This window comes from Bradyrhizobium sp. 62B, assembly GCF_030272265.2.
Taxonomy (GTDB): Bacteria; Pseudomonadota; Alphaproteobacteria; order Rhizobiales; family Xanthobacteraceae; genus Bradyrhizobium.
In genome coordinates, this window is the sequence record NZ_CP092841.2 from 3751919 (window position 1) to 3778033 (window position 26115).

Annotated in this window: 17 protein-coding genes and 1 tRNA gene; 4 read left to right on the top strand and 14 right to left on the bottom strand. The window is 65.4% G+C overall.

Going from position 1 to position 26115, the window contains the following annotated elements:
- Positions 1–5: 5 nt before the first annotated feature.
- The 6 genes from ML401_RS17575 to ML401_RS17600 form a co-directional block, all read right to left on the bottom strand.
- Positions 6–2249, bottom strand: coding sequence for a glycosyltransferase family 41 protein (locus tag ML401_RS17575; protein ID WP_285812576.1), 2244 nt, complete (start codon positions 2247–2249; stop codon positions 6–8).
- A 115-nt stretch (positions 2250–2364) separates the two neighbouring features.
- Positions 2365–4605: a tetratricopeptide repeat protein gene (locus ML401_RS17580; protein ID WP_285812577.1), complete on the bottom strand. Its 2241-nt coding sequence runs from the start codon at positions 4603–4605 to the stop codon at positions 2365–2367.
- A 100-nt stretch (positions 4606–4705) separates the two neighbouring features.
- Positions 4706–5443, bottom strand: coding sequence for an amino acid ABC transporter ATP-binding protein (locus ML401_RS17585; RefSeq protein ID WP_194402140.1), 738 nt, complete (start codon positions 5441–5443; stop codon positions 4706–4708).
- 11 nt (positions 5444–5454) lie between these two features.
- Complete coding sequence (locus ML401_RS17590) at positions 5455–6975, bottom strand: amino acid ABC transporter permease (RefSeq protein WP_285812578.1); 1521 nt, start codon at positions 6973–6975, stop codon at positions 5455–5457.
- Complete coding sequence (locus tag ML401_RS17595) at positions 6972–8177, bottom strand: amino acid ABC transporter permease (RefSeq protein WP_285812579.1); 1206 nt, start codon at positions 8175–8177, stop codon at positions 6972–6974. The genes ML401_RS17590 and ML401_RS17595 overlap by 4 nt, the downstream gene beginning before the upstream one ends.
- Positions 8178–8201: 24 nt before the next feature.
- Positions 8202–9218, bottom strand: a complete 1017-nt coding sequence (locus ML401_RS17600; protein WP_211417106.1) for an amino acid ABC transporter substrate-binding protein — start codon at positions 9216–9218, stop codon at positions 8202–8204.
- Between the two features lie 392 nt (positions 9219–9610).
- Here ML401_RS17600 and metC point away from each other — a divergent pair, with 392 nt between their 5' ends.
- Both metC and ML401_RS17610 read left to right on the top strand, forming a co-directional pair.
- On the top strand, positions 9611–10795 hold the full coding sequence (gene metC / locus ML401_RS17605; protein ID WP_211417107.1) for a cystathionine beta-lyase: 1185 nt from the start codon (positions 9611–9613) through the stop codon (positions 10793–10795).
- 202 nt (positions 10796–10997) lie between these two features.
- Positions 10998–12689, top strand: a complete 1692-nt coding sequence (locus tag ML401_RS17610; protein ID WP_194402145.1) for a Na/Pi cotransporter family protein — start codon at positions 10998–11000, stop codon at positions 12687–12689.
- Positions 12690–12698: 9 nt separating this feature from the next.
- On the opposite strand, the gene ML401_RS17615 is transcribed toward ML401_RS17610, so the two are convergent.
- The 7 genes from ML401_RS17615 to ML401_RS17645 form a co-directional block, all read right to left on the bottom strand.
- Positions 12699–13037 carry a lipid-A-disaccharide synthase N-terminal domain-containing protein gene (locus ML401_RS17615; RefSeq protein WP_038957186.1) on the bottom strand — a complete coding sequence of 113 codons (339 nt, stop codon included), beginning with the start codon at positions 13035–13037 and terminating at the stop codon, positions 12699–12701.
- Positions 13034–13771 carry a glycosyltransferase family 2 protein gene (locus tag ML401_RS17620; RefSeq protein ID WP_211417108.1) on the bottom strand — a complete coding sequence of 246 codons (738 nt, stop codon included), beginning with the start codon at positions 13769–13771 and terminating at the stop codon, positions 13034–13036. The genes ML401_RS17615 and ML401_RS17620 overlap by 4 nt, the downstream gene beginning before the upstream one ends.
- A 66-nt stretch (positions 13772–13837) precedes the next feature.
- Positions 13838–14683 (bottom strand): phosphatase PAP2 family protein, encoded by an 846-nt coding sequence (locus ML401_RS17625; RefSeq protein ID WP_211417109.1) that lies wholly within the window; start codon positions 14681–14683, stop codon positions 13838–13840.
- Between the two features lies 1 nt (position 14684).
- Positions 14685–16427 (bottom strand): glycosyltransferase family 39 protein, encoded by a 1743-nt coding sequence (locus ML401_RS17630; RefSeq protein WP_194402148.1) that lies wholly within the window; start codon positions 16425–16427, stop codon positions 14685–14687.
- Positions 16428–16477: 50 nt separating this feature from the next.
- On the bottom strand, positions 16478–18700 hold the full coding sequence (pbpC, locus tag ML401_RS17635; protein ID WP_376717278.1) for a penicillin-binding protein 1C: 2223 nt from the start codon (positions 18698–18700) through the stop codon (positions 16478–16480).
- 27 nt (positions 18701–18727) lie between these two features.
- Positions 18728–23932, bottom strand: coding sequence for an alpha-2-macroglobulin (locus tag ML401_RS17640; protein ID WP_285812581.1), 5205 nt, complete (start codon positions 23930–23932; stop codon positions 18728–18730).
- On the bottom strand, positions 23929–24174 hold the full coding sequence (locus ML401_RS17645) for a hypothetical protein (RefSeq protein WP_211417111.1): 246 nt from the start codon (positions 24172–24174) through the stop codon (positions 23929–23931). The genes ML401_RS17640 and ML401_RS17645 overlap by 4 nt, the downstream gene beginning before the upstream one ends.
- Positions 24175–24331: 157 nt before the next feature.
- On the opposite strand from ML401_RS17645, the gene ML401_RS17650 reads away from it, so the two are divergent.
- Both ML401_RS17650 and ML401_RS17655 read left to right on the top strand, forming a co-directional pair.
- A tRNA-Arg gene (locus ML401_RS17650) sits at positions 24332–24408 on the top strand.
- Between the two features lie 140 nt (positions 24409–24548).
- A complete protein-coding gene (locus ML401_RS17655) occupies positions 24549–24785 on the top strand; it encodes a hypothetical protein (protein ID WP_285812582.1) in 237 nt (78 codons plus the stop codon).
- A gap of 34 nt (positions 24786–24819) precedes the next feature.
- Here ML401_RS17655 and ML401_RS17660 read toward each other — a convergent pair whose 3' ends face one another.
- Positions 24820–26103: a hypothetical protein gene (locus ML401_RS17660; protein ID WP_285812583.1), complete on the bottom strand. Its 1284-nt coding sequence runs from the start codon at positions 26101–26103 to the stop codon at positions 24820–24822.
- Between the last annotated feature and the right edge of the window lie 12 nt (positions 26104–26115).

Here is a 26115-nt window from a genome sequence, read left to right on the forward strand (position 1 = left end):
CCGGTCTATGCAGCGTCGCCGCTTTCGGAGGCCGCGGCGCAATAGTCGCGCCAGAACTTGCGGTAGCCCGCTTCGAGCTCGCGCGTGTAAATTTCGACATTGCCGGCGGGCGAGGCTGCGATCTGGGCCGGCAGGCCCGCACGCAATTTCGCCAGATGTTCGGGCTGCGAGGCAAACCTGCGGGCGATCTCGACATAGCCGTCGTCATCCTCGGCGACCCAGTCACCGAGGCCGACGGCCGCCACGATGGAGGCGCCGGCACGCGAGGACGCGCCGATGCCGAGCTTGGCGACCACGGGAACGCCCTTGTAGAGGGATTCCCAGGTGCTGATGCCGCCATTCTGCGGGAAGGTGTCGAGGGAAATGTCGATCTTGTCGAAAGCCATCAGGTGGTCGTCGCGTGAGGTGGTGCCGAGGCACGTGATGCTCTCCTCGGCAATACCCTGCGCGATGAAGCGTGCGACCAGGCTGTCGCGCAGCAGCGGATCATCGAGCAGACCATGCTTGAGGATGATCTTCGATCCCGGCACCTCCCGCATGATCCGCGACCACACACGGATCGCATCATCCGAGATCTTGTAGATGCGGTTGAACGCGCCGAAGGTGACGTAGCCGTTGCGCAGCATCGGCAGCTCGGAGGGCTGCAGGTTGGTGACCGGCTCCATCGTGATCAGGCACGGCAGATCGTGGATCTTCTCGGGAAACAAGTGCCGGGCCGATGGCGGAATGAAGATGGGATCCGCGAGCACATAGTCCATCGTCGGCATGCCCGTACCCGTCGCGTGACCGAAGCCCGTGGCCTGAATCGGAGCCGGCTTCCGTGCGAAGCATTGCAGCCTGTTGCCGGTCGTGTGTCCCGAAACATCGATCAGGATGTCGACATTGTCGGCCTGAATACGATCGGCGAACTCGTCGTCCGAAAGTCCCCAGACATCGACCCAGACGTCAGCCAATGATTTGAACTTGGCGGTGTACTCGTCCGCTCCCGGCCACGAATAGTAGCAGATGATCTTGAACCTGGCGTGATCATGATGGCGCAGCACTGGCAGCAGGGTGAGTCCCGCCGAGTGTTGCCGGAATTCGGCCGCGACATAGCCGACGGTAATCTGCTTGTCTGGATCGAGCGGCCGCTTCGGCAACTGCCGTCGCGCCACCTTGGATCCGATCTGATCCCACCAGGATTTTCGCACCGCCTGCTGGACCACGAAATCGGCCTCGGCGCGGTAGTCCTCCAGGAAGATCTTGCCTCTGATCGCATCTCCATAGTCCGGTCGGAGCGCCAGCGCGCGATCGAGATATTCGATCGCGGCGTCCATGTCGCCCTGGTTCGAATAAGCGAAGCCCATCAGCGCCATTCCCATTTCGGAGCGCGGATTTCGCTCGATCAGGGTCGTTGCGGCTGCCATCGCCTGCGCGGTCTTTCCCATCACGAGGCAGGTCTGGGCCTTGCCCCGGAGCGCCAGCTCGAGCTTGGACGAGATCGCGAGCGCCGCCTCGAAATCCGCAAGCGCGGGCTCCAGGCGCTGCAGTTCGTAACTGAGCCGCCCGCGTTGGGCCAGGATCCGAGGCGCGCCCGGCTTGATCGCAAGCGCCGTGGCAAACTTGGCGGCGGCCTCATCGTAGTGCCTGAGTTCCATGCTGACCATGCCGCTGCCGACGATGGCCTCAGCGTGACGCGGCTGAAACAGCAAGGCGCGATCGAAACTCTCCTTGGCGCGCATGACCTGCCCGAGCACGATCTCGACCATACCACGGTTGCAGAGCGCATCGGCATAATCCGGCTTCAGCTTGATGGCGCGCTCGTGCATTACGAGCGCCTGCTCGTACTGTCCCGTATGCATCAGCGTGTTGCCGAGATTGGTCAGCGCGACCACGAAATTCGGCTTCAGCGCGATCGCCTTCTCCTGGCAGCGCCGCGCCTCCTCGTAATTGCCGAGATCGAAGTGCACGGTCGCGAGGTTGTTGTGGGCATCGTGCAGGCGCGGATCGAGCGCGATCACGCGCTCCAGCAGCTCCTTCGCCTCCTCGAGGCGCCGGCCGTCATGGGCGCACATGCCGAGCAGGTGGATGGCATCGACGTGATCCGGAAGGGCTTTCAGAATCTCACGGCACAGCGCCTCGGTCTCGGCATATCGCCCCTGGCCATAGGCGTTCGCCGCAGCGGCGATGATGGCGTCGGCCTGCTTCATCAATTTCTTCTGCAATCGCGCATTCTGGAACGCGCGATTGCCGCCGCCGCTGTTCTGCAAGGTGTCTCTCCGGAGGATGCCCTGGGCCGAGTCTAGCTGATTCGCGCCCCTGGCCGGCCGGTCCAGCGGACCAACATCGCCCCCGGGATTTCCCGGGGCTCAGCGCAAGATCGGACTATGCCGTCTCGCCGCGTTTCGAGGCGCCGGCACAATGATCGCGCCAGAACCCGCGGTAGGCCGCTTCGACCTCTCGCGTGTAGAACTCGACGTTGCCGGCGGGCGAGGCTGCGATCCGCCTCGGAAGATCAGCGCGCAACCTCGCCAGGTGAGCGGGCTGCGCCGCGTATTTGCATGCGATCGCGGCATAGCCGTCGTCATCCCCGGCGACCCAATCGTCGAGGCCGACGGCCGCCACGATGGAGCCGCCGGCCCGCGCCGAAGCGCCCTTGCCGAGCTTGGCGACGACGGGAACGCCCGCATAGAGGGATTCCCAGGTGCTGATGCCGCCATTTTGCGGGAACGTGTCGAGGGAGATGTCGACCTTCGCAAAGGCCAACAGATGCTCGTGGCGCGAGGTCGAGCCGAGGCAAGTGATATTCTCTTCGGCTATGCCGTGGGCCACGAACCGCGCGATCAGGCCGTCGCGCAACAGCGGATCATCGAGCAGCCCGTGCTTGATGACGATCTTCGAACCCGTCACCTCGCGCATCACTTTCGACCACACCCGGATCGCCTCATCCGAGATCTTGTAGATGCGGTTGAATACGCCAAAGGTCACGTGGCCGTTGCGGAGCATGGGAAGCTCCGATGGCGGAACATCCAGGATCGGATCGATCGTGATCAGGCACGGCAGATCGTGGACTTTTTCGGCCAGCAGATGCCGGGCCGATTGCGGAATGAAGGTGGGATCCGCGAGCACGTAGTCCATGGTCTGAAGGCCCGTGCCTGTGGCGTGGCCGAAACCCGTCACCTGGATCGGTGCAGGCTTGCGGGCAAAGACGCCGAGCCTGTTGCCGGCCGTGTGCCCGGACACGTCGATCAGAATGTCGATCTGGTCGGCCTGGATGCGATCGGCCAGTTCCTCGTCCGAAAGCTGCGCGGCGTCGATCCAGACGTCTGCGAGCAACCTGAACCTCTCGGTGATCTCGTCCTGTAACGGCCAACAGGAATAGCAGACGATCTCGAACCTCGTGTGATCATGATGGCGCAGCACCGGCAACAGGGCGAACGCTGCCGAGTGGTTCCTGAACTCCGACGCGACATAGCCGACGACGATCCGCCGGTCCGGATCGAGCTGACGGGGCTGCAGTGTCCTTTGCGGCAGTCGGGCGCCGATCGCGTCCCACCAGGATTTTCGCACCGCTTGCTGGACCGTGAAATCGGCCTCCGACAGATAATCCAGGATGAAGATCTTGCGCGCGATGGCATCCGCATAATCCGGCGAGATCTCGAGCGCCGCGTCGAGATGCTCGAGCGCCGTCGCGACGTCGCCCTGGTTCGCATGGCAGGCGCCGAGAAGCACGATTGCGTAATCGGATCGCGGATTGTCTTCGAGCAAGGTCTTGACGGCCGCAATCGCCTGCGTCGTGTTCCCCAGCAGAAGGTTGACCTGCGCCTTCCCGCGCAGCGCAAGCTCGAGCCGCGGCGATTGCACCAGCGCCGCATCGAAGTCGGCCGCCGCCTGCTCCAGCCGGTACAGACCGAAGTTCAGCCGTCCGCGCTGCGCCAGAATCCGAGGTGAACCCGGCTTGATCGCCAGCCCTGCCGCGAGGGCGGCTTCCGCCTCCGCGTAGTGCCGGAGCTCGATGCACACCATGCCCTTCCCCGCGAGCGCTTCCGCATGGCGCGGCTGAAACACGAGCGCGCGGTCGAAGCTCTCTTTGGCGCGCGCGAAGCGGCCAATCATCAGCTCCGCCATACCACGGTTGCAGAATGCATCGGCATAGTCCGGTCGCAGCCTGACCGCGCGTTCGTGCAATCCGATCGCCTGTTCGCCGAGGCCGAGGTTCAGCAGCGTATTGCCGAGATTGGTCAGGGCGATCGGGCAATTCGGCTTCAGCGCAATGGCTTTCTCCTGGCAGGCGCGGGCGCCTTCGAATTTGTCGAGCGCGAAATACACGGCCCCGAGATTGCCATGGGCATCTGGCGAGCGCGGATCGAGCTCGACCGCGCGCTCGAGCAGCCGCTGCGCCTCCTCGAGCCGCCCGCCCTCATAGGCGCGCAGGCCGAGCAGGTGCGTGGCGTGGAAGTGGTCCGGAACCTCTTTCACGATCTCGCGGCAGAGCGTCTCGGCTTCCGTAAATCTGCCCTGCCCGAGCGCCTCCACCGCCAAGGACATCACGGCGTCCGCCTGCTTCCTCAACTTCTTTGCCAATCGCGCATTCTGGTAGGCGCGCGCGCCGACACTGCTCTGCAAGGTCTCTCTCCGGGGATGGCCCGAAAGGACGCAAAGCTGATTCGGATGGTGCCAAGCTTGTGGGGCGGCTAGACCTGCGAGGCCTGGGAATGCAGGGCGTTCACCGCAGAATTTGGCTCAGGAACAGTTTCGTGCGGGCGTGCTGAGGCGCCGCGAAGAACTCGTTGGGCGTGTTGGCCTCGATGATCTGGCCGGCATCCATGAACACCACGCGGTTGGCGACCTCGCGGGCAAAACCCATCTCGTGGGTGACGACCAGCATGGTCATGCCCTCCCCGGCGAGGTCCACCATGGTGTCCAGCACCTCCTTGACCATTTCAGGGTCGAGCGCCGAGGTCGGCTCGTCGAACAGCATGACCTTCGGATTCATCGTGAGGGCGCGGGCGATGGCGACGCGCTGCTGCTGGCCGCCGGACATCTGTCCCGGAAACTTGTTGGCCTGATGCGGGATCTTGACCCGCTCCAGGAACTTCATCGCGGTCGCCTCGGCGTCCTTCTTCGGGATGTTGCGCACCCAGATCGGCGCCAACGTGCAATTGTCGAGAACCGTGAGGTGTGGGAATAGATTGAAGCTCTGGAACACCATGCCGACTTCGCGGCGCACGGCGTCGACGTGCTTGAGGTTGGGCCCGAGCTCGATGCCGTCGACGACGATCTCGCCCTCCTGGAATTCCTCGAGCGCGTTGATGCAGCGGATCAGCGTCGACTTGCCGGAGCCCGAGGGCCCGCAGATCACGATGCGCTCGCCCTTGCGGACATCGAGGTCGACGTCGCGCAGCACGTGAAAGTCGCCGTACCATTTGTTGAGACCGGAAATCTTGACGATGGGGTCTGACATGGGGACCTCGATCAGTTGCGACGGTGAGCGTTGAGGCGATGCTCGACGAACAGCGAGTAGCGCGACATTCCAAAGCAGAAGATGAAGTAGATGATCCCGGCGAAGGCAAAGCCCGTGAACGCGGTCGAGGGCGTCGACCATTTCGGATCCGAGAACGAGGCGCGAAGCGAGCCCAACAGGTCGAACAGCGCGACGATCGAGACCAGCGAAGTGTCCTTGAACAGGGAGATGAAGCTGTTGACGAGGTTCGGAATGACGTGACGCAGCGCCTGCGGCAGTACGATCAGCGAGGTCGTCTTCCACCAGGACAGTCCCAGGGCCGCCGCGGCCTCGCCCTGCCCGCGCGGGATCGCAGCGAGCCCGCCGCGGACGTTCTCGGCCTGGTAGGCGCCCGTGAACAGCGCGATGCCGATCAGCGCGCGGACGAGGCCGTCGACGGTGAAGTTGCCCGGCAGGAACAGCGGCAGCATGTAGGTGGCGAAGAACAGCACGGTGATCAGCGGCACGCCGCGCCAGAACTCAATGAAGGCGATCGAGAAGATCCGGATCAGCGGAATCGTGGAACGCCGGCCGAGCGCCAGCGCGATGCCGATCGGCAGCGAGGTGACGATGCCGGTGACGGAGACCACCAGCGTCACCAGCAGGCCGCCCCACAGATTTGTCGCCACGACCGGCAATCCGCCGTGGTCGAGCCCCATCAGCTTGATGACGGCGGCGATGGCGATGAAGGTGGCGATGCTCGATCCGAGCGCGTTCCATCCCGTCCGCAGGCCGCCGCCGAGGACAAACGCGATCAGCGACACGACCAGGGACGTGACGACGAAATCGGTCCAGACTGACTGGCCCGTGCCCTGGATCTCGTCGCGCAGCCAGGTCAGCGGAAAGATCAGCCAGGAAATCACCGTGCCGACCAGCACGACGAGTTGGCCGACGACCCACAGCAGCGGGGCGACGGCGGACGTCTTGCTGAGATTGAGCAGGGCCTGGCCGGCATTGACGATGCTCTCGTCGAACAGCTGCAGCACGTCAGCCGTCCAGCTGAGGCCAAAGCCCTTGATGCCGCCGCCGTGCAGCAGGAAGAACGCGACCACCGGAAAGGCGAGGAAGAACAGGCTGGCGTTGAGCCCCTTTGCCGGCAGACGCGGCACGAGCAGCGGCACCAGCAGGATCACCGCAAGCACGAATGTGAGGTTCACCCGCCAGCGCTCGGCCTCGGGATAGAAGCCGTAGATCAATTGCGGCAGCTTCGCCTGGATGTAGGGCCAGCACGCGCCGACCGCAAAGCCGGCGTTCTCCGTGAGGCAGGCCGCGCGGTCCTTGCCGCTCCACACCGCATCGACCATCAGGAACTTGACCGAGGGAACGATGGTGAGCCACAGCAGCAGCGCGCCCACGATGGTGAGCAGGATGTTGGTCGGCGAGTTGAACAGGCGCGTCCGCATCAGCCCGACGAAGCCCGTGGTCTTCACCGGCGCAGGACGCTCGGTGAGCAGGTCCTGACGGACGAAGCTGCTCGAGGCGATATCGCTCATGCGCCCAAACTCCGGCTGACGCGCCAACCGTAGACGCTCATGATCGCGCTGGTGAGCAGCGAGATCAGCAGATAGATGCCCATCGTCATGGCGATGATCTCGATCGCCTGCCCGGTCTGGCTCAGCGATGTGCCGGCGAACACGGAGACGAGGTCAGGATAGCCGATCGCGACCGCCAGCGACGAGTTCTTGGTGAGATTGAGGTACTGGTTGGTCAGCGGCGGCACGATCACGCGCATGGCCTGCGGCACGACGATCAGCCGGAGCGTGGTGCCGCGGCTGAGGCCCAGAGACGATCCCGCCTCCATCTGCCCCTTGTGGACCGACAGGATGCCGGCGCGCACGATCTCGGCGATGAAGGCGGCGGTATAGGTCGACAGCGCCAGCGTCAGCGCCACGAACTCCGGAATGATGCGCGAGCCGCCGGCGAAATTGAAACCCTTCAGCTGCGGCAGCTCGAACGTGAACGGCAAACCCGACACCAGCATGGTGGCAAGCGGCAAACCGACCAGCAAACCCAGCACATAGGGCCAGATGCGGATCATCCGCCCTTCCTGGAATAAGGCGCGCCGGGCATAGAAGCGCAAGGCCAATGACGCGACGATGCCGAGCGCCAGCACCGCCAGGAACGGCTCGAGGCCCCTCTCCCCGATCGGGCTGGGGACGACGAGGCCACGATTGCTGACAAAGGAAATGCCGAACAGCGAGATGCTCTGCCGCGGATTGGGCAGGGCCGCGAGCACCGCGAGGTACCAGAACAGGATCTGGAACAGCAGCGGCAGGTTCCGGATGATCTCGACATAGATCTCGCCGACGCGCGACAACAGCCAATTGGGCGAGAGCCGGCACAGCGCGACGATGAAGCCGATCAAGGTGGCGAAGAAAATACCCACCACCGAGACGATGAGCGTGTTCAAAAGTCCGACCACGAACACGCGCAGGAACGTGTCCGAGCCGGTATAGGAGATCAGGGTCTGGTTGACGTCGAAGCCGGCATTGTTGCGCAAGAAGCCGAAACCGGCGGCAATGTGCTGGTTTTCGAGGTTGGCGCGGGCGTTGGAGACGATCTCATAGCCGATCCAGCCCAGGATCGCCGCAAAGGCAAACTGGACGGCGATGCCGTTCCAGCCTGCCTTGCCGCCCAGAAGGCGCCTGATCTTCAGCGCGATCTGGGGCGGCGGTTTTCGGGCCTCGGTGGTCATGCTGCCGCTGCCAGCGGAGGGCGGTCAGCGGATCGGCGGCGCGTACTGAAGACCGCCCTTGTTCCAGAGATTGTTGAGGCCACGATTGATGCCGAGCGGCGAGCCTGCGCCGACATTGCGATCGAACACCTCGCCGTAATTGCCGACCGCCTTCACGATGCGCACCACCCAGTCCTTGGTCAGGCCGAGCTGTTCGCCGAAATTGCCGTCGGTGCCGAGCACTCGCTTCATCTCGGGATTTTCCAGCTTGGCCTTCTCGTCGACGTTCTTCGAGGTCACGCCGAGCTCTTCGGCGGTGAGCATCGCGAAAAGAGACCACTTCACAATGTCGAACCATTGGTCGTCGCCGTGGCGCACCATCGGACCGAGCGGCTCCTTCGAGATGATCTCGGGGAGCACCATGTGCTCATTGGGATTGGCCAGCTTCAGGCGATTGGCGTAGAGGCCGGACTGGTCGGTGGTGAAGACGTCGCAGCGCCCGGCCTCATAGGCCTTGACCGTTTCGTCGTTGGTGCCGAACGCGATCACCTCATACTTCATGTTGTTGGCCTTGAAGTAGTCGGCGAGATTCTGCTCGGTGGTGGTGCCGGTCTGCACGCAGACCGAGGCGCTGTTGAGCTCGAGCGCCGAATTCACCTTGAGCGACTTCTTCACCATGAAGCCCTGCCCGTCATAATAAGTCACGCCGGTAAAGTTGGCGCCGAGCGAGGTGTCACGCGAGATGGTCCAGGTGGTGTTGCGCGACAGCACGTCGATTTCGCCGGATTGCAGCGCGGTGAAACGGTCCTTGGCGGACAGCGGCACGTACTTGACCTTGCTGGCATCGTTGAAGATCGCCCCGGCGATCGCCTTGCAGACGTCGACGTCGAGGCCGGTCCAGTTGCCCTTGTCGTCGGGCGAGGAGAAGCCCGGCAGGCCCTGGCTGACGCCACAGGACAGCATGCCCCGGTCCTTGACGGTCTTGAGCGTTTGCGCATCAGCGGTTTGGGCGGACAGACCGGCGGCGAGAGCAAGGGTGATAGCCAGGGTTACGCGTTTCATGGGCTTTGGGCCTTTCAAAGTCGTCTCAAGGAACGTTGTCTCAGGATCAACCCTGCCGGGCCGGGCGTATCAAGACCAGCCCTGCAAGAGTCATGCTGGAAAACCTTGCCGAACACTCGCCGATCCCGGGAGGCCATACCTTAATCCCCGCCGCTGGCGCCCGCCCTGTTGTTCGGCTGTGGCGCAAGGTTCGGTCAGACGATGGATCGAAGGTCGCGGCAGGCCCCTCAACATGCGGCGACTGAATAGCACCTGCGCATCTCAGAACGACTGGCGTGCCGGGTCAAGGGGTTGACGGGACTCTTCTGTGTTCTGTTATTAACGTCAGCGGCCTTTCGGCCGGCCCCTCAGGCGCCACGCCCGAGCGGAAACGCGGTTTTGAAAGCAGACGCATGGATTCCTCGCACCCCCAAGAGCAGCAGGCCGAGACCCGGCTGGTCACCTCCGGCCGCGACACCAAGGCGCAGAAGGGGTTCGTCAATCCGCCGGTTTTCCACGGCTCGACCGTGCTCTATCCGACCGCCGAGGATCTGCACGCCCATCGCGGCGAGTTCACCTATGGCCGGCACGGTTCCCCCACCACCAAGGCGTTCCAGGAGACGCTGATGGCGCTGGAGGGGCCGCAATGCGCCGGCGTCGGCATCGTCCCGTCCGGGCTGTCGGCGATCTCCACCACCCTGCTCTCGGTGCTGAAGGCCGGCGACCACGTTCTGGTCGTCGACAACGTCTACCGGCCCTCGCGCAATTTCTGCAACGGCATGCTGGTCCGCTACGGCGTCGAGACCACCTACTTCGATCCGCTGATCGGCGCCGGCATCGAGAAGCTGTTCAAGCCGAACACCCGTGCGGTGCTGGTGGAGGCGCCGGGCTCGCAATCGTTCGAGATGCCGGACATTCGCGCCATCGCCGAGGTGGCGCATGCCCGCGGCGCGCTCGTCATCGACGACAACACCTGGGCGACGCCGCTCTATCACCGCTCGCTGGACCAGGGCGTCGACATCAGCATGCAGGCCGCGACCAAATATATCGGCGGTCATTCCGACATCATGTTCGGGACGATCTCGGCCAATGCCAAGGCATGGCCGATAGTCTCCGAAGGCATCCGCCTGCTCGGGGTCTGCGCGGGACCCGACGACGTCTTCCTCGCGCTGCGCGGCCTGCGCACGCTGTCGGTACGCCTGGCGCAGCATCATCGCTCCGGCCTCGACATGGCGCGTTGGCTCGCCGGCCGACCCGAGGTCGGGCGCGTGCTGCATCCGGGCCTGGAGACCGATCCCGGTCACGCCATCTGGAAGCGCGACTTCACCGGCGCATCCGGCCTGTTCAGCATCGTGCTGAAGCCGGCGCCGCAGAAGGCGGTCGACACCATGCTCAACACGCTCAAGCTGTTCGGCATGGGCTTTTCCTGGGGCGGCTTCGAGAGCCTTGCGATTCCGTTCGACTGCGACGCCTATCGCACCGCGACCAAATGGTCGCCGGGCGGTCCGACCCTGCGCCTGCACATCGGGCTCGAGAGCGTCGACGATCTCAAGGCCGATCTCGATCGCGGCTTTGCTGCCCTCAAAGCAGCAATGTGAGCCTGCTCGCAGGGCATTGCGCCTGCGCACGCGGCAACGGAGGGAAGCGGACGCACTGCGTGCGCCGCGGGCGGACGCACTGACGTGCGCCGCGGGAGCGTCAGCCACCTGTAAACGTTAACGCCGACGCGCAACAAATGGTTTGATCCCCAGGCATTTGGCGCTAGCCTCATCAATCGACTCTCATCCGGACAGACGGAGCATGGGAACGTTGGTTCTGCTCGATCTTATGGGCGGCGTGGCGCTGTTGTTGTGGGGCCTGCATATGGTCCACAGCGGCATTCTGCGCGCTTTCGGCCCTGACCTGCGGCGCCTGCTCGGCAAGGCGCTGAGCAATCGCGTCAGCGCCTTTGCCGCCGGCCTCGGGCTCACCGCGCTGCTCCAGAGCAGCACGGCGACCGCCCTGATCACGAGCTCGTTCGCGGCCGAAGGCCTTGTCAGCCTCGCCGCCGCGCTCGCCATCATGCTGGGCGCCAATGTCGGCACGACGCTGATCGTGCAGGTGCTGTCGTTCAACATCGCAGCCGTTGCGCCGGTCCTGTTCGTGCTCGGCCTCGTCGCGTTCCGCTCCGGCCCGCGCTCGCGGATCAAGGACATCGGCCGCGTCTGCATCGGCCTCGGCCTGATGCTGCTCTCGCTGCACATCCTGCTCGACACGCTGGCGCCGGCCGAGAACGCGCCTGGCGTCCGCGTCGTGATGTCGGCCATCACAGGCGATCCCATTTTGTGCATCGTCATCGCCGCCCTCGTCACCTGGGCGGTGCATTCGAGCGTCGCCAGCGTGCTCCTAATCATGTCGCTGGCCTATTCGCAATTCATCACGCCCTACGCAGCGCTGGCGCTGGTGCTCGGGGCCAATCTCGGCAGCGCGATCAATCCCGTGTTCGAGGGCGCCAAGCGCGACGATCCCGCGAGCTACCGCCTGCCGGTCGGCAATCTCGTCAACCGCGTGGTCGGCATCGCGCTCGTCCTGCCGTTCCTCGGCCCGATCGCCGAGCACATGCACGCCTGGCAGCCCGATCTGGCCAAGATGACGGCGGCCTTCCACATCGCCTTCAATGTCGGTACGGCCGTCCTCTTCATCGGCCTGCTCGACGCCATGTCGCGCCTGCTCACCCGCCTCTTGCCGGATCGCGTGCAGGAGGCCGACCCGGCCAAGCCGCGCTATCTCGACGAGACCGCGCTGGAGACGCCGTCGCTGGCACTCGCCGACGCCGCCCGCGAGACGTTGCGCATGGGCGATCTCGTCGAGGTCATGCTGCGCAAGGTGATGGCCGCGATGATGACGGGCGATCGTGCGCTGGTCGACCAGGTCTCGAAGATGGACAATTTCGTCGACGGTCTCGACGAGGCCATCAAGCTCTATGTGACCAAGCTGATGCGGGGCAGCCTCGACGAGAGCGAAGGACGGCGCGCGATGGAGATCATCTCCTTCGCCATCAACCTCGAGCATATCGGCGACATCATCGACAAGAGCCTGAGCGAGCTCGCGACCAAGAAGATCAAGCGGCGCTTCCAGTTCTCGGCGGAAGGGGCCGACGAGCTCGCCGCCTTCCACAAGCGCACGATGGATTCGCTGCGGATCGCGTTCGGCGTCTTCATGTCGGGCGACGCCAACGAGGCGCGCAAGCTGCTGGTGGAGAAAACCGCGCTGCGCAACACCGAGCTTGCCGCGGTCGAGCGCCATCTCGACCGCCTGCGCGAGGGCCGCCCTGAAACCATCGAAACGACGTCGCTGCATCTCGACGTGCTGCGCGACCTCAGGCGCATCCATTCGCATATCTGCTCGGTCGCCTACCCCGTGCTGGACGCGGCGGGCGTGCCCTATCGCAGGACCGAGGCGGAGACGGCCGCCCTGCCCGCCTCGGGCGCGGCCTCGGCGTTGCCGCGCTAGCGCCTCTGCTCAGCGCTCCAGCGTCTTCGAGGCCCTGCCGCGGTTCTTGATGATCAGCATGATGTTGCGGATATAGATGATCGTCGCCAAGGCTTGTCCGAGGATGATGACCGGCTCGCGCTTCACGACGCCGTAAACCAGCGTCATCAGCCCGCCGCCCATCGAGCAGAACCAGAACGCCATCGGCACCACGCTGTTGCCGGCGCGCTCGCTCGCGATCCACTGCACCAGAAAGCGCGCGGTGAAGAACAGCTGCGCGACGAGGCCGAATGCCAGCCAGAAATCGAACTTGGCGACGAAGACGTCGTAGAGATAATTGCTCAGCGCCTGACCGTATTGGATGATCATGCGTTCACCTCAGTTACATCTGGTGTCGGCTTCTTGCGGCGGATCAGCCACCACACGCCGGCGAGATCCATGATGCCGATCCACAGCCGGTCGAAGAAGCCGTAGTTCGACACGCCGGAATGGCGCGGCCGGTCGATCACGTCGACATAGGCGATGTCGTAGCCTTCGCGGCGGACCAAGGCCGGCAGGAAGCGATGCAGCCCATCGAAATAGGGCATCATCAGGAAAACCTCGCGCCGGAATGCCTTCAACCCGCAGCCGGTATCGCGCGTGCCGTCCTTCAGGATGGCGTTGCGGACGCCGTTGGCCACGCGCGACTGGAATTTCTTGAAACCGGTGTCCTTGCGTCCGACGCGCTGTCCGGCAGCGAGGCCGACGCGCCCTGCGCCCTTCTCGACCGCCGCGATCAGATCGGGCAGGAAGGCCGGATTGTTCTGGCCGTCGCCGTCGAGCGTCGCCACGATCGTCCCACGCGCCGCGCGCACGCCGCTGCGCACGGCCGCGGATTGGCCGCCCGATCTGGCATGGCGGAGCTGGCGCAGGTTGCCTCGCTGCGCCATCAGCGCCGCGATCCGTTCGCCAGTCGCATCGGTCGAGCCGTCGTTGACATAGATGATCTCGTAGGCCCAGCGACCGTCGAGCGCCGCGCCGATCTCCGCGATCAGCGGCGCGATGTTGTCGGCTTCGTTGCGCACGGGAACGACGATGGAGACCGAAGGCTGGGACGTCGACAAATCGAGACTCGTGGTTGGAATTGGCCTGCCCTTCGGGGAACCGGCGGCCCCGGCAGGCAGCCGCTTTTATGGGGCGGATGCCCCGTGGGCAACCCTTTTGAGGCGTCCCGAGACCGCTCCCGCAAGCGGCACGATGGTGCCATCGGCGCGGATGGCAAAGCCCAGCCTTCGGGCCGCGAACCAGTAGCGGACTGCCATGGCGCCGACCGTGCCGATCAGGGCGCCGGCCACGACGTCGCTCGGGTGATGCGCGACCAGCACCAGCCGCGTCAGCAAGATCACGATTGCGTAAGTGAACATGAACACGCGCAGGCGTGGCCACAATGCCGATACCGCAAAGGCCAGCGCGAACGCGGCCACGGCATGGCCTGACGGCAAGCTGGCATAAGCCCCCGTCCCCTCGAACGGGACGAAGTTGAACGGATTGGCCTTGCCGCCGACAAACGGACGTCCGCGGCCGACGATGTATTTCAGAATCTCGGCAACGAATGCCGACACGGCAATCGACAGAAACACAAATTGCAGCCGCGTGCCGAGACCGAGCAGCAGCGCGCGGCGAGTCCCGTGCAGTCCTGCCGCAACGAGCGCCAACACCACCAGCGCGGCCCCCAGCACCGAGAGCAGATACTCGTCCTTGCCGAAATCGGTGAGGATGCGGATCGGCCACAGGCTGGGCGTGCCGCGCGCGGGCATCAACTGGATCTCGGTCTGGTCGAAGGCGACCATCAGCACGATGACCAGGGCTGCGCCTGCCGCGCTGAGCCACAGCGAATGCCGCGCCAGTTTTCGCGCGGCCTCCGCGCGGCGTGAATGTGAGGGCGTGCGAACAAGCTGCGCCAGCGCTTGCTTCGAGACGGCGAGCAATTGCGCGGGATAGCCCGGACGCGGCGCGGGGCTGGGCGTAACAGGCATCCTATTCGGTGCCTTCGGAACGGAAGATCGCGATCGAGATCGCGCGGCCTTGCGAGAAATTATAGCCGTCGATGCGGGTCCCGACCTTGTAGCGCAACCCGATCGCCTCGGCACGCTGCACGAAGCTGCGCTCCGAGCGCTGCTCGATCAGTGCGAACCGGCAGCTTCCCTGCCGCAGGAAATCCGCCGCGCCCGAGCCGTCGGTGAGCAGCGTCTGGGTACCCGTCAGGAACACGAGGCTCGGCTCGTGATAGCCCGCCGCAGCCGCCTTGGGCCCGACGCAGGTGACGTTGCGGAGCGCGCGCGCGACCTCGATGCTGGGAAACAGCGGCACCAGCGAGGGCAGCACGATGCCATACACCGTCACCGCCAGCATCAAAGCCGCAACCAGTGCGTTGAGCAGCGAGCGCTCGGCGTGATTGTTATCGTAGAGCCACCAGGCAAGCAGGCCGAAGATCAGGGACGCCGCGATGAACGGCCAGGCCACGAAGGCCGGCTGCCGCGTCAGCATCACAGCGCCGACCACCGCGATGATCGATGCGGCCGCGGGGATCGCGAACCACCAGGCCGAACCTCGCATCAGCCAGGAGCGCGACAGCACGCGCCGCTCCACGGCGCCTGCGGTGAGAATGGCGATCGCCGGATAGAGCGGCAGCACGTAATGGGGCAGCTTGGTCAGCACCGCCTCGAACACGATCCAGGACGGGATCAGCCAGGCCAGTAGAAACTGCGCGCCGGGCTCACGCCGCGCCCGCCACACCGCGGGCGCCGCCATCGCCGCCAGCGGCGCGCCGGGCCAGAACGTGATCCAGAACAGCGCCAGGTAAAGCCCGGGCGGCGCGCCGTGGGATTCCTGGGCGCCTAGCTTGCTGAGCATGTCGCCGCCGACGGAATCGGCGAAGAAGGCATCGCCCGCGCGCCAGAAGATCGCGACGAACCAGGGCAGCACCAGCACCAGCATCCACATCAGGCCCCAGACCGGGCGCAGCTTCCACAGCCAGGAGGCGTCGCGGTCCTGGATCGCCAGCGCGACGATGGTCAGCCCTGCGAACATCAGGATCAGCGGACCCTTGATCAGGATGCCAACGGCAAGCGCGGTCCAGAAGATCGCGGGCCAGCTCCAGGGCGGATGCGTTTCGTCCTCGGCGCGCTGCCAGGACAGATAGGCCCGCGCCATCGCCCCCATCGCGGCGACCACACAGAGCAGCAGCATCGCATCGGTCTTGGCGAGCCGCGCCTCGACGCCTAACAGCACCGAAGCGCACATCATCAGCGCCGCCAGCACCGCGGCGCGCCGCGTGACGAAGCCCAGCGCGGCCCAATAGGTCATGAGCACGGCGCCGATCGCCCCGAACAGCGACGGCAACCGGTAGACCCAGATCCGCAATTCGGCTTTCGGCAGCTTGAGCATCGAGGCCGCTTCCACCGTCGCCGATTGCAACCAGTAGATGCCGACCGGCTTCTTGTAGCGGACGTCCTCCTGGAAGCGGATATCGACATAGTCGCCGCTCTCGACCATCTGCTTGGTGGCTTGGGCGAACCGCGCCTCGTCGCGATCGATCGGCGGGATCGTGAAGAAGCCCGGCAGGAACAACAGCAGTGCGCAAAGCAGCAGGAAGGCGACGGCGCGGGCGTGGCTGACTGTCACGACATCGAGCATGCGCACGAGCCGGCTGCCCGGATTTGCGGGCGATTTCGGCTCGCGGGGCGCTCCAAAACGGGGGGCTGGATAGGTCTCGGCCATTGGTTCCGCTTACGCTGAAACCGTCATCGCCACAACCGCTTGAGCCAGGTTCATTGAATTCGAATGACGACTGTGTCTGCGGCGCCAGTGGCATCGATCACGGTGAGCCGCGCAAAGCCGGGACCGGGTGGATCGATCAGCCGCTGGCGGCGGCCGTCGATCTCGCCGAGCGCCGTGCCGTTAACCATGACGGTCATGGGCAGAACGCCGCCGGCGACCTTGACCGGCATTGCCGCACTCTCCTGCCCCCCGGAGCGATCGACATCGATCCGCGAACCATTCAGCGGAAACTGGATGTGCAGCGCCTGCTCGCGGCCGGTCCGCACCAGCTCTCCGACGGGGCGGAACCGCTTCAGCGGCAGCGGCAGCTTGGCGTTGCTGGCAACAAGGGTTCCCCTAGGCGGCTTCGGCAACGGGACCAGCGTCCTGCCGGTGCGGGCAAAGGCATCGAACAGGATCGGGGCCGCGGCGACGCGTCCGATCAGGCCCGGAACCGGCGCGCCGTCGGGCCGCCCGACCCAGACGCCGATGGTCATCCGGCCGTCGAACCCGACCGACCAGGCGTCACGATAGCCGTAAGAGGTGCCGGTCTTGAAGGCGATGCGGTTGTGCGCGGCGTTCTCCGGCGGGGGCGTTCCCAACAGCACGTTGCCGACCTGCCAGGCCGCGACCTGATCCAAGAGCCGGAGCGGCTCGCGGTCGTCCTTGTCAGCCATGACCTCGCGCAGCGGCTTGGTGGTGCCAAGACGGGCGAAGCCCGCATAGAGCTGGGCGAGATCCTGCAGCGTCACGCCGACGCCGCCGAGCCCCATGGCAAGCCCCGGCGCTTCGTCCTTGGGCAACACGAGATTGCCGCCGGCCTGGCGCAGCCGCGAAGCGAGCCGGCTCGAGCCGACGCGGTCGAGCAGCACGATCGCCGGCACGTTCAGCGACAATTGCAGCGCCTTCCGCACGGGCACCGTGCCCTGGAAGGTCATGTCGAAATTTTCCGGCGCGTAGGAGCCGAAGCGGACGGGACGATCGTCGATCAGGCTTTCCGGATGAACGAAGCCGTCCTCGAAGGCGAGCCCGTAGATGAAGGGTTTCAGCGTCGAGCCCGGCGAACGGATCGCGCGGGTCATGTCGACCTGCCCTGCCCGGCTCTCATCGAAATAATCGGCCGAACCGACGCGGGCGAGCACGTCGCCGCTCTCATTGTCGATCACGATGATGCCGACCGAGATGTTCGCGCCCAGTGCAAGGGCGCGGTCGCGCGCCAGCGGCTCCAGCACCTTCTGCAAGTTCGCATCGAGCGTGAGCTTGATGACCGGCTTGTCCTTGACCGTCGATAGCGCAGTGTCAGACGCATGCGGCGCCAGGATCGGCATCGGTTTGCGCAGTTTCGGTACAGGCACGGCCTTGGCCTGCCGTGCGTCGTCTGCGCTGACCACCTGCTCCTCGACCATGCGGTCGAGCACGCGGTCGCGGGCCTTGCGCGCGGCCTCGGGATGGCGGTCGAGCCGGCGCGTCTCCGGCGATTGCGGCAGCGCCACCAGCAGCGCGGCTTCGGCCAGCGACAGACGCTTCGGCTCCTTGCCGAGATAGCCGATCGAGGCGGCGCGGATGCCCTCGAGATTGCCGCCATAAGGCGCGAGCGCGAGATAGAGATCGAGGATCTGTTCCTTACTCAGGGTTCGCTCGATCTCGATCGCACGCACCATCTGCCGCAGCTTGGCATAGAGCGAGCGCTGCCGTCGCGGCTCCATCAGCCGGGCGAGTTGCATGCTGATGGTCGAGCCGCCCGAGACGATGTGGCCGCGCGTCGTGAGCTGGAGCGCAGCACGCCCCAGCGCCAGCGGGTCGATGCCGTCATGGGCGTAGAAGCGCTGGTCTTCATAGGCGAGCAGCAATTTCAGGAAGGTCGGGTCGACATTGGCCTTGGCATCGACCGGCAGCCGCCAGCGGCCATCCGCCATCGCATAGGCGCGCAGCAGCTTGCCATTGCGATCGACGATCGTGGTGGAGACTTGTCGCGCTTCTTCGAGGGGCAGAGGGCCAAGAGAGTAGACCCAGCCGACGAAGCCGATGATGGCGAGGATGAAGGTGAACGCAGCGACCGACAGGACCCGAAAGGCAAACCGCCCTCTCTGACCGTCATGGCCGGGCTTGACCCGGCCATCCACGCCGTCGCCCACCGCCCGTGCAGCCGTGGATGCCCGGGGCATCTGCGCGAAGACGCGCTTCGCGCTTTTGCCCGGGCATGACGACTGTCTATGCGGCTCCGCTGTGCTCATTCACTTCACTCGGATTCGAGCCCACACTCACTTCGCCGCCCGCACCTCGACACTGCCCGTGCTCGTCCGGCCATAGCGCGAGGGGTTGTACATGTCCTCGACATAGGCCTGCGGCAGCACGTATTTGCCGGGTGACACCACGCTGACGACATAGGCCACGGTGAACACCGCCTTGGAATCCGAGGCACGGTCCACCGCGGCGGTGAAGCGGTCGTCGCGGAACTCGGTGTTTTCAGGCTCCTCGCCGTCCTCGATCCAGTCCAGCGTGCCGCTGTCGCCCGACGAGACCAGCTTCGGGTTGTCGATCTCGAGGCCGGCCGGCAGATAGTCGGACACCATGATGTGGCCGTACTCGGGCTTCGCCTCGGTGATCTTGAGCACCACCGCGAAGCGCTGGTTCTGCTTCACCTTGCTGATATCGGCGGGCTTGCCGTCGAGCGTGAAGTAATTGCGCTCGATCTTGAAGCCGTTCGAGGCCGCCGGCTCCGGCGTCACCGGCGAGCCCGACACCGAGACCACCGCCTGCACCGGCGCATCGCCGGTGTTGGTGATCTTGAGCGGCTTGCCGCTCAGCGTATCCGCCTTGTAGCTGCGATAGAGCGCAGTCTTGACCGGCTGGCCGTCCACTTCCATGGACAGGTTCTCCTTGGCGAGAGCGCGCGCCGCCAGCACCAGCCACGCATTCTCCTGCGTGGAGGTGTAGGGCGTCAGCCCGCGCGCGGTCTCGACCCGCGACACAGCCTGCGTCAGCGTCGCCTTCGGCGCGTTGCCTTCGCTCGCAAGCGACACCAGGGCCGCGGCGTCGCGCAGCTGCGAGCCGTAGTCGGTGCGGCCGAACTCCAGCACCGGCTTTGGCGCGAGGCTGTCGAGCGCGGCACCATAGACCCGTTCGGCGCGGTTGCGGTCGCCGACCAGAGCGAGCGCCGCTGCAAGCTGCGACTTCGCGATCGGCGTCGCGAGGTTGGCGAGCTTGGTGTCGGCGAGATAGCGGAGGTCGCCGATCGGCGCCGCGCCGTTGCGGGCGAGCACGTAGAGGCCGTAAGCGAGATCGCGCCCGCCGTCCTTCTCCGGCTCGTTGCCGTTGACCACGGAGTTTCTGACACGGTCGAGCGCGTTCTTGAACAGCACGTCCGGCACCGTAAAGCCCTTCTCGCGGGCACGGGTCAGGAAATCCGTCACGTACGCATCGAGCCAGGCATCGTCGCCGCCCGCCGACCACAGGCCGAACGAGCCATTGGAGCCCTGACGGGCCAGGAGCCGCTCGATCGCGTCGCGGATGCGCTGGTCGACCTCGGTGTCCATCGCGAGATGCGCGCCGGCAGCCAGGTCGTTGACATAGAGCAACGGCATGGCGCGGCTCGTGATCTGCTCCGAGCAGCCATAGGGATAGCGGTCGAGCGCCTTCAGGATCGTCGCCGCATCGAGCGCGGTGGACAGGCTCGCCGAGACCGAGACGCTGCCGGTGCCCGGCACGAGGTCGGAGAACATGTCCGAGGTCAGCGTCAGGCTCTCGCCCTTTGCGAGCGTCCGGATCGAACGCCGCGCCAGCACCTGCGTCGCCGCCTTGACGTCGAACGCATAATGGCGCGCCAGCGTCAGGCCGCTCGGCCCCTTGATGTCGACGTCGAGCGTCGCCTGCCCCGCCGCGGTCGCGTCGACCGCGAGCGAGAACGAATTGCGCTGCTTGGCGGCGAGCTTCACCGTGGTTGCGGGATTGCCTGACATCTTTACCGGCCCGCCCGTCTTCACGTTGATGACGTAGTCGCCGGCCTGGCCCTCGACATTGTCGATCTCGAGGTTGACCGTGCCGTGGTCGCCGTTGAGCAGGAAGCGCGGCAGGGTCGTGGTCAGCACGACGGGGTCGCGGATCACCACATCGGTGTTGGCGCGGCCGAGCTTGGTGGCTGTCCACGCCACCGCCATCACGCGCGCGGTGCCCGCGAACTCCGGAATGTCGAAGCTGACTTCCGCGGTACCATCAGCGGCGACGGTCACGATGCCCGAATAGAGCGCGAGCGGCTTTTGCGTGGGCGGCGAGCCCTGCAATTCGCCTGCACCGGCATCGCCGCCGGACTTGATCTGACCTCGCGTGCCGGACATGCCGTCGATCAATTGCCCATAGAGATCGCGGATCTCGGCGCTCAGGCGGCGCTGGCCAAGATAGTAATCGTCCGGCGCCGGCGGCTTGTAATTGGTGAGGTTGAGGATGCCGACATCGACCGCGGCGATCACGATCTTGGCGTCCTCGCCCGGATTGAGCCCGTCGAGCTTGACCGGAATCTTCAGTGCCGAATTCGGCCGGATCAAAGCCGGCGGCGACAGCTTTACCTGCAACGTGCGGGCCTGCTTGTCGATGCCGAACCATTTCAGCCCGATCGCTCGGCCGGGCATGCGCTGGGCGGCGGCATCCAGCGGACGACGCAACGTCGCCACGACATAGGCACCGGTGCCCCAGTCCTTGCCGACCGGCAACTTCACCTGTGCGGTGCCTTCCTTGACGTCAATGGTCTGCGTCGTGAGCAGGCGGTCGCCGAGCACGTTGATGGTCAGCTTACCGGCGCTGCGGACATTGACCGACACCGTCATGGTGTCACCGGAGGCGTATTGCGGCTTGTCGATCGAGGTCTCCAAGAGGTCCGGCGTGTCGGCGCTGCCGTCGGAATACCAGCCGACATCGAACTGCACCGAGGTGACAGGGCCATCGGCATCGTTCGACTTCACGTCGAGCCGGTAGCGGCCGGGTTGCGGGCTGAGCGAGATGCGCGCCGGCTTGTCGGCGGCAACGGCGACGTCACCGTCAGCGACGCGCGAGGTCGACTTGACCGGCTCGTACTCCCAGTAATTGTTCTGGCGATACCATTGGTAGCGCGACTCCATCTTCAGGAGCTCGTAACGCAGGCCGTCGCGGCGCAGTCGCTCACCCTCGGGCGAGACGAACACGACGTCGAACTCGGCCTTGTCGCCCTCGGCGACGTTCTTGTCGCCGAACAGTGGCTTGATGCCGATCTGCGCCACGCTGGGCGCAACCGGCAGCACGATCTTGCGTTCGACGGCGCGGCCGCCAGTCTCCACCATCCGCACGAAGATCTGGGCCTCTTGCGGGCGGGTCGAGGCCGGCTGCTTGTCCAGCGTCACCGGGAAGGTCGCAACGCCATTGGCGTCGGCCTCGGGCAGGTTCTCGAGCGGCGTGCGCTCGTTCGAATTGGTCTCCTCGTCGGCGACGCCGAACTGGTAGCCGGCAAAGCCGGGACGCTCGGAAGCGGGCGCGATCAGCATGTCGCCTTCGAGCGCGAGGCCCGAGGCCGGCGCGCCATAGAGGAAATGGCCGTCCGCCTTAAGCTCCACAGGAGTGTTAGCTTTGATCAGCTTGTCCTTGGCGGACAAGTCGAATTCGATCCGATCAGGAACGTAATCCTCGACCATGAAGGTGGTCTCGCCGACTGAAGAGCCCTTCGGGTCGGTGAACGCGCGCGCCCGCCAGGTCCCGGTCGGCACGGCCGAATTGAGCGGCACGGCCAGCGTCCGGCCGCCAGCGCCCTGGTCGGCCAGCACGGCCCGGCGGAATTCGACGCCGTCGGGGCGTTCGATCACCAGCGTCATCGGCCCGCCGGTCACGGCATTGCCCTGCCCGTCGCGGAGCAGCGCGGTAAGATAGACGGTTTCGCTGGAACGGTAGACGCCGCGCTCGGCATAGACGAAGGCATCGGCCCCCGCCGGCACCACGCGGCCGGAGACGCCGCGGTCGGACAGGTCGAAGGCGGAGGACTTCAGGCTGAGGAAGGCATAGTCGGCCTTCTCGCCGGTGACGGTCAGCATCGCCGGCGACAGACCGCCCTCGCCGCGCGCAAGGCCGGCCTCGAACATGACGTGGCCGCTGTCGTCGGTCTTGCGGGTCGCCAGGATCTCGTTGTTGCGGGCAACCAGTCGCACCTCGGCCTTCCCGACCGGATCGGTCGAAGCCAGCGAGTTGACGAACACGTGGATACCGTCGTTGCCGGAATAGGCGGACACGCCGAGATCGGAGACGATGAACCATTGCGTTGCGAGCTGGTATTCGTCGTCCGAGCCCGGGCCCTTGGCGGCGGCCGTCATCACGTAGACGCCGGGCTGGAGCTCGCCGAGCGCCTGGTCGACCGGGAACGCCGTGGTGACGTCCTGGTTCAGCGTCATCGCCGTCGCAAGCTCGCCGGTCCACACCTTCACGCCGCGCTCGTCGCCGAGATCGCTGAGCTGATACTTGGACAGCGTCTTCTGAAAGTCGCTGTCGACCACCGTGTTGATCAGGTTGCGGTCACCGATACGGAACACGTTGATGTTGACCGCGGGCGTGTTGACGCTGACCACGGGAATGCCGCGCTGGCCTGTTCGCGGCAGCACGTAGGCCCGGCTGGTGAAGCGCACGAAAGGCTTGCGGTCGCGCACATAGATATTGAATTCGGCCGATTTCGGCAGGCCTTCCTTCACCGTGGACGGCAGACCGGCGCGCAAATTGATGTTGTAGCGCTCGCCATGCTTCAGCCCGTCGACGCAGAGCTGCTTGCCCTCGGCCGACAGCGCCGGCTTGTCCTGGCCCGCCAGCGCCAGGAACGGCGCGAAGTCGGTGCGCTTGGCCAATTCCTCGGAGAACTGGAAGCAGGCGCGCGGGCTCGCCGAATCCGAGTCCACGGTGTAGTCGAGCAGCCGGAAGCCGTGCTCGTCGCGCATCTTCTCGTATTGGCCGCGGACGTCGGCGACCTCGCGCATGTCGAGCGACAATCGCAGCGCATCCAGCGCCGGCCGCCACAGCTTGCGTTCGGCCATCGCCTTGCCGAGCACCGCGAGCGCGTCGGCCTCCTCGCCCGGATTGCCGGCGCGCTGGTAGGCGATATAGGCCGCGGTCGAGGCGCGCTCCAGCAGGAAGGTCTGCTCGCTCGAGCTCTTCGGCGAGATCTGGAAGATGACCTTGGCGAGCCGCAGCCAGTTGCCGGTGTCTTCCGGCGTGGTGGCCGCGATCTGGCCGAGCACCGATAGCCCCGTGCGATAATCATTGCGCCGGAAAGCGGCGTCGGCGTCCGTCTTCAGCGTCGCATTGGTCTTGGCGACCGGCCCTGCCTCGCCCTTGATCTGGGCCTCCAGCTTGATCGCGGAATCGGCGAGGTCGTCGCGCTTGAACGCCTTGTCTGCGGCTTGCGCCGCGCAAAGGCCGAGCGCCAGCGTGGCGCAGAATGTGACGGCGCGAACAAGACCGATCATGATGGACTCCCGGAAATCGCGGACAGCCGCCCGCAGGCAGCATGAAATGCGCGGAAAGGTGACGGACTCAAGGCGATGGAACCAAAGGTGCAAATCGTCGCATTCGCCATGAAAAGGCAAGCCCAGAGGAGACCGATCGAGATAATGCCGTGCACGCCGTCCTGATGGCGCAGCAATACCTGACCCGTCGTCCGGCGGCCACATCCCGGAAGCTGGCCAGCGTTCCCGGCGATGTGATCCATCGTCCAGTCCGCTGCCGCTAAACCCGGCACCCTGACATGCCACCGTCTCGCTTTGTCGCGCCATTGAGGAAAACGGTTCGGTTCAGGCTTGGCGAAAGATGATATTTTTCATAATGGCATGGTAGATGAGCAGCCCCCCGCCGGGGCGGCTCGAGACGGTCCCGTAGCTCAACTGGATAGAGCATCAGATTTCTACTCTGAGGGTTGCAGGTTCGAATCCTGCCGGGATCGCCAGTCCATCATCGATCAACCGCCTTCACGAACGCGTGGGTAACCATACGCGGGCCTTTGAACGTCGCCGATCAGGCCTATGTATGCGCCGGGCGAGTTGCGCCCGGTTAAGGACTCCGATGCTTCCAACGGAATGGACGAGAATGGCGATCGCATCGGCGGTGGCGATCGTCGCGATGTCGTATCTGGCAATCGACGCAGGCGTCGTGAATACCAGCGTGGTCACAAGGCCCATCAAGGTGGCTCAGGCATCGATCGTCGGCGCTGCGATGGGCCAGCATCACCTGGCCTTCGCCGTTCAGGAGTGGGCACGACCCAGCCGCGCAAGCTACGATAGCCCCCAAAAGCCGGCCGTGGAGCATTGCCTGGCGATCGACTGATCGAGGCGCCCCTGCACGGGGCTATCGGCGAAATTCATCCTGCATCACCCGTTGACTGACGAGCCTGCCACCACCGCGCAATGGCCGCGGTAAGATCGCCCCACAATTCCGTCGGCAAATCCGAGACTGCCACCCGAACGCTGTAGCGGTCCGTGGTCGCGTCGTGAAACCACTCGGTCGCGGCGAAGTCGAAGCCGAAGCTGCCGGCGTGGCGGATCGGGAAGCCTTCTGCGCGAAGATCGTTGCTCATGTCCTCGGCGGCCTGCCGCGCGCTCGGCTCATCGAGGGGGCGGCTGCCCCGGAGGGTGACATAGAGACCGTGGGCGAAATGCAGTTCGGCCGCGAGCGCCGGGATATTAGCAGCAAAATGGCGGACCATGTGTCGGCCGTTGCGCAAGATCGCGGCGACGCGCCGCTTCGTGAGGGCCAGATAAGCCGCGCTGCCCACAAAGGGCGGAAAGTGCGCCGGCAACGCCGCACCGCCGAGCAGGCGCACCGCGTTCCGCGTTTCGGCCGAAAGACGGGGCCAGGGGAATTTCGTTCGCGGCTCGCGCTCATTGTCTTGCACGAAGACCGCCGAGCCGAGCCGGCCATATTCCGCCCCGAGCGAATCGAGCTTGTTGTGGCTGCGCACCAGCACCAGCGGAATTCCGTATCGCCGAGCCCAGCTCAGGACGCGCCGGATCCGGCCCGACCGGCCGGCGAAGCAGGTCGTATCGAAGATCAGAAGATCGACGCCGGAGCCGTCACAGCGTAGCACCGCTTCAAGCGCGCCAGCGACGGAGCAGGAGTCCAGGAGAAGAATCCGCGGCGAATCCGCCGGAGCAAGCGCATCGCGTAGCGGCAGATCCAAAGCCCGGAGTCGCAAGTGAGGAACAAGGCCCCGGATCAGCTCCTGCGTTTCACCGTACGAGCCCGGAAGCACCAGGATATCGGCCTTCGCGACGATTTGCGCGGAGGCCAGCAGCACGGCGGAGATCGCGGCCATGCCCGAGGCAGTATAGATCGCCGTGCTCGCAGAGCCGCAGTCGAGCTCGTAGAATGACGGACCGCGCACGGTCAGATCGGCCCGCTGATAATCGTAAGTGAACTCGAATGGCCCGCTCGCGGGAGCGGCCGTATGCGACCAGGCCGTCTCCGTCGCTTTCCATTCGTGCAGCTCGTGCTCCGCCCTCAGCGCCGCCGTAAGCTGGAATTTGGACGTGACGACATCGTCGACCGATCGCGGACGCGCCAAATCGAGCCGATGTCTCAGGCAGCCGTTCAACAGCCTGAGTTCCTCATGCTTCCGTTCGAGATAGGCCTGAATGGTCTCCATGCGCGTCTTGAT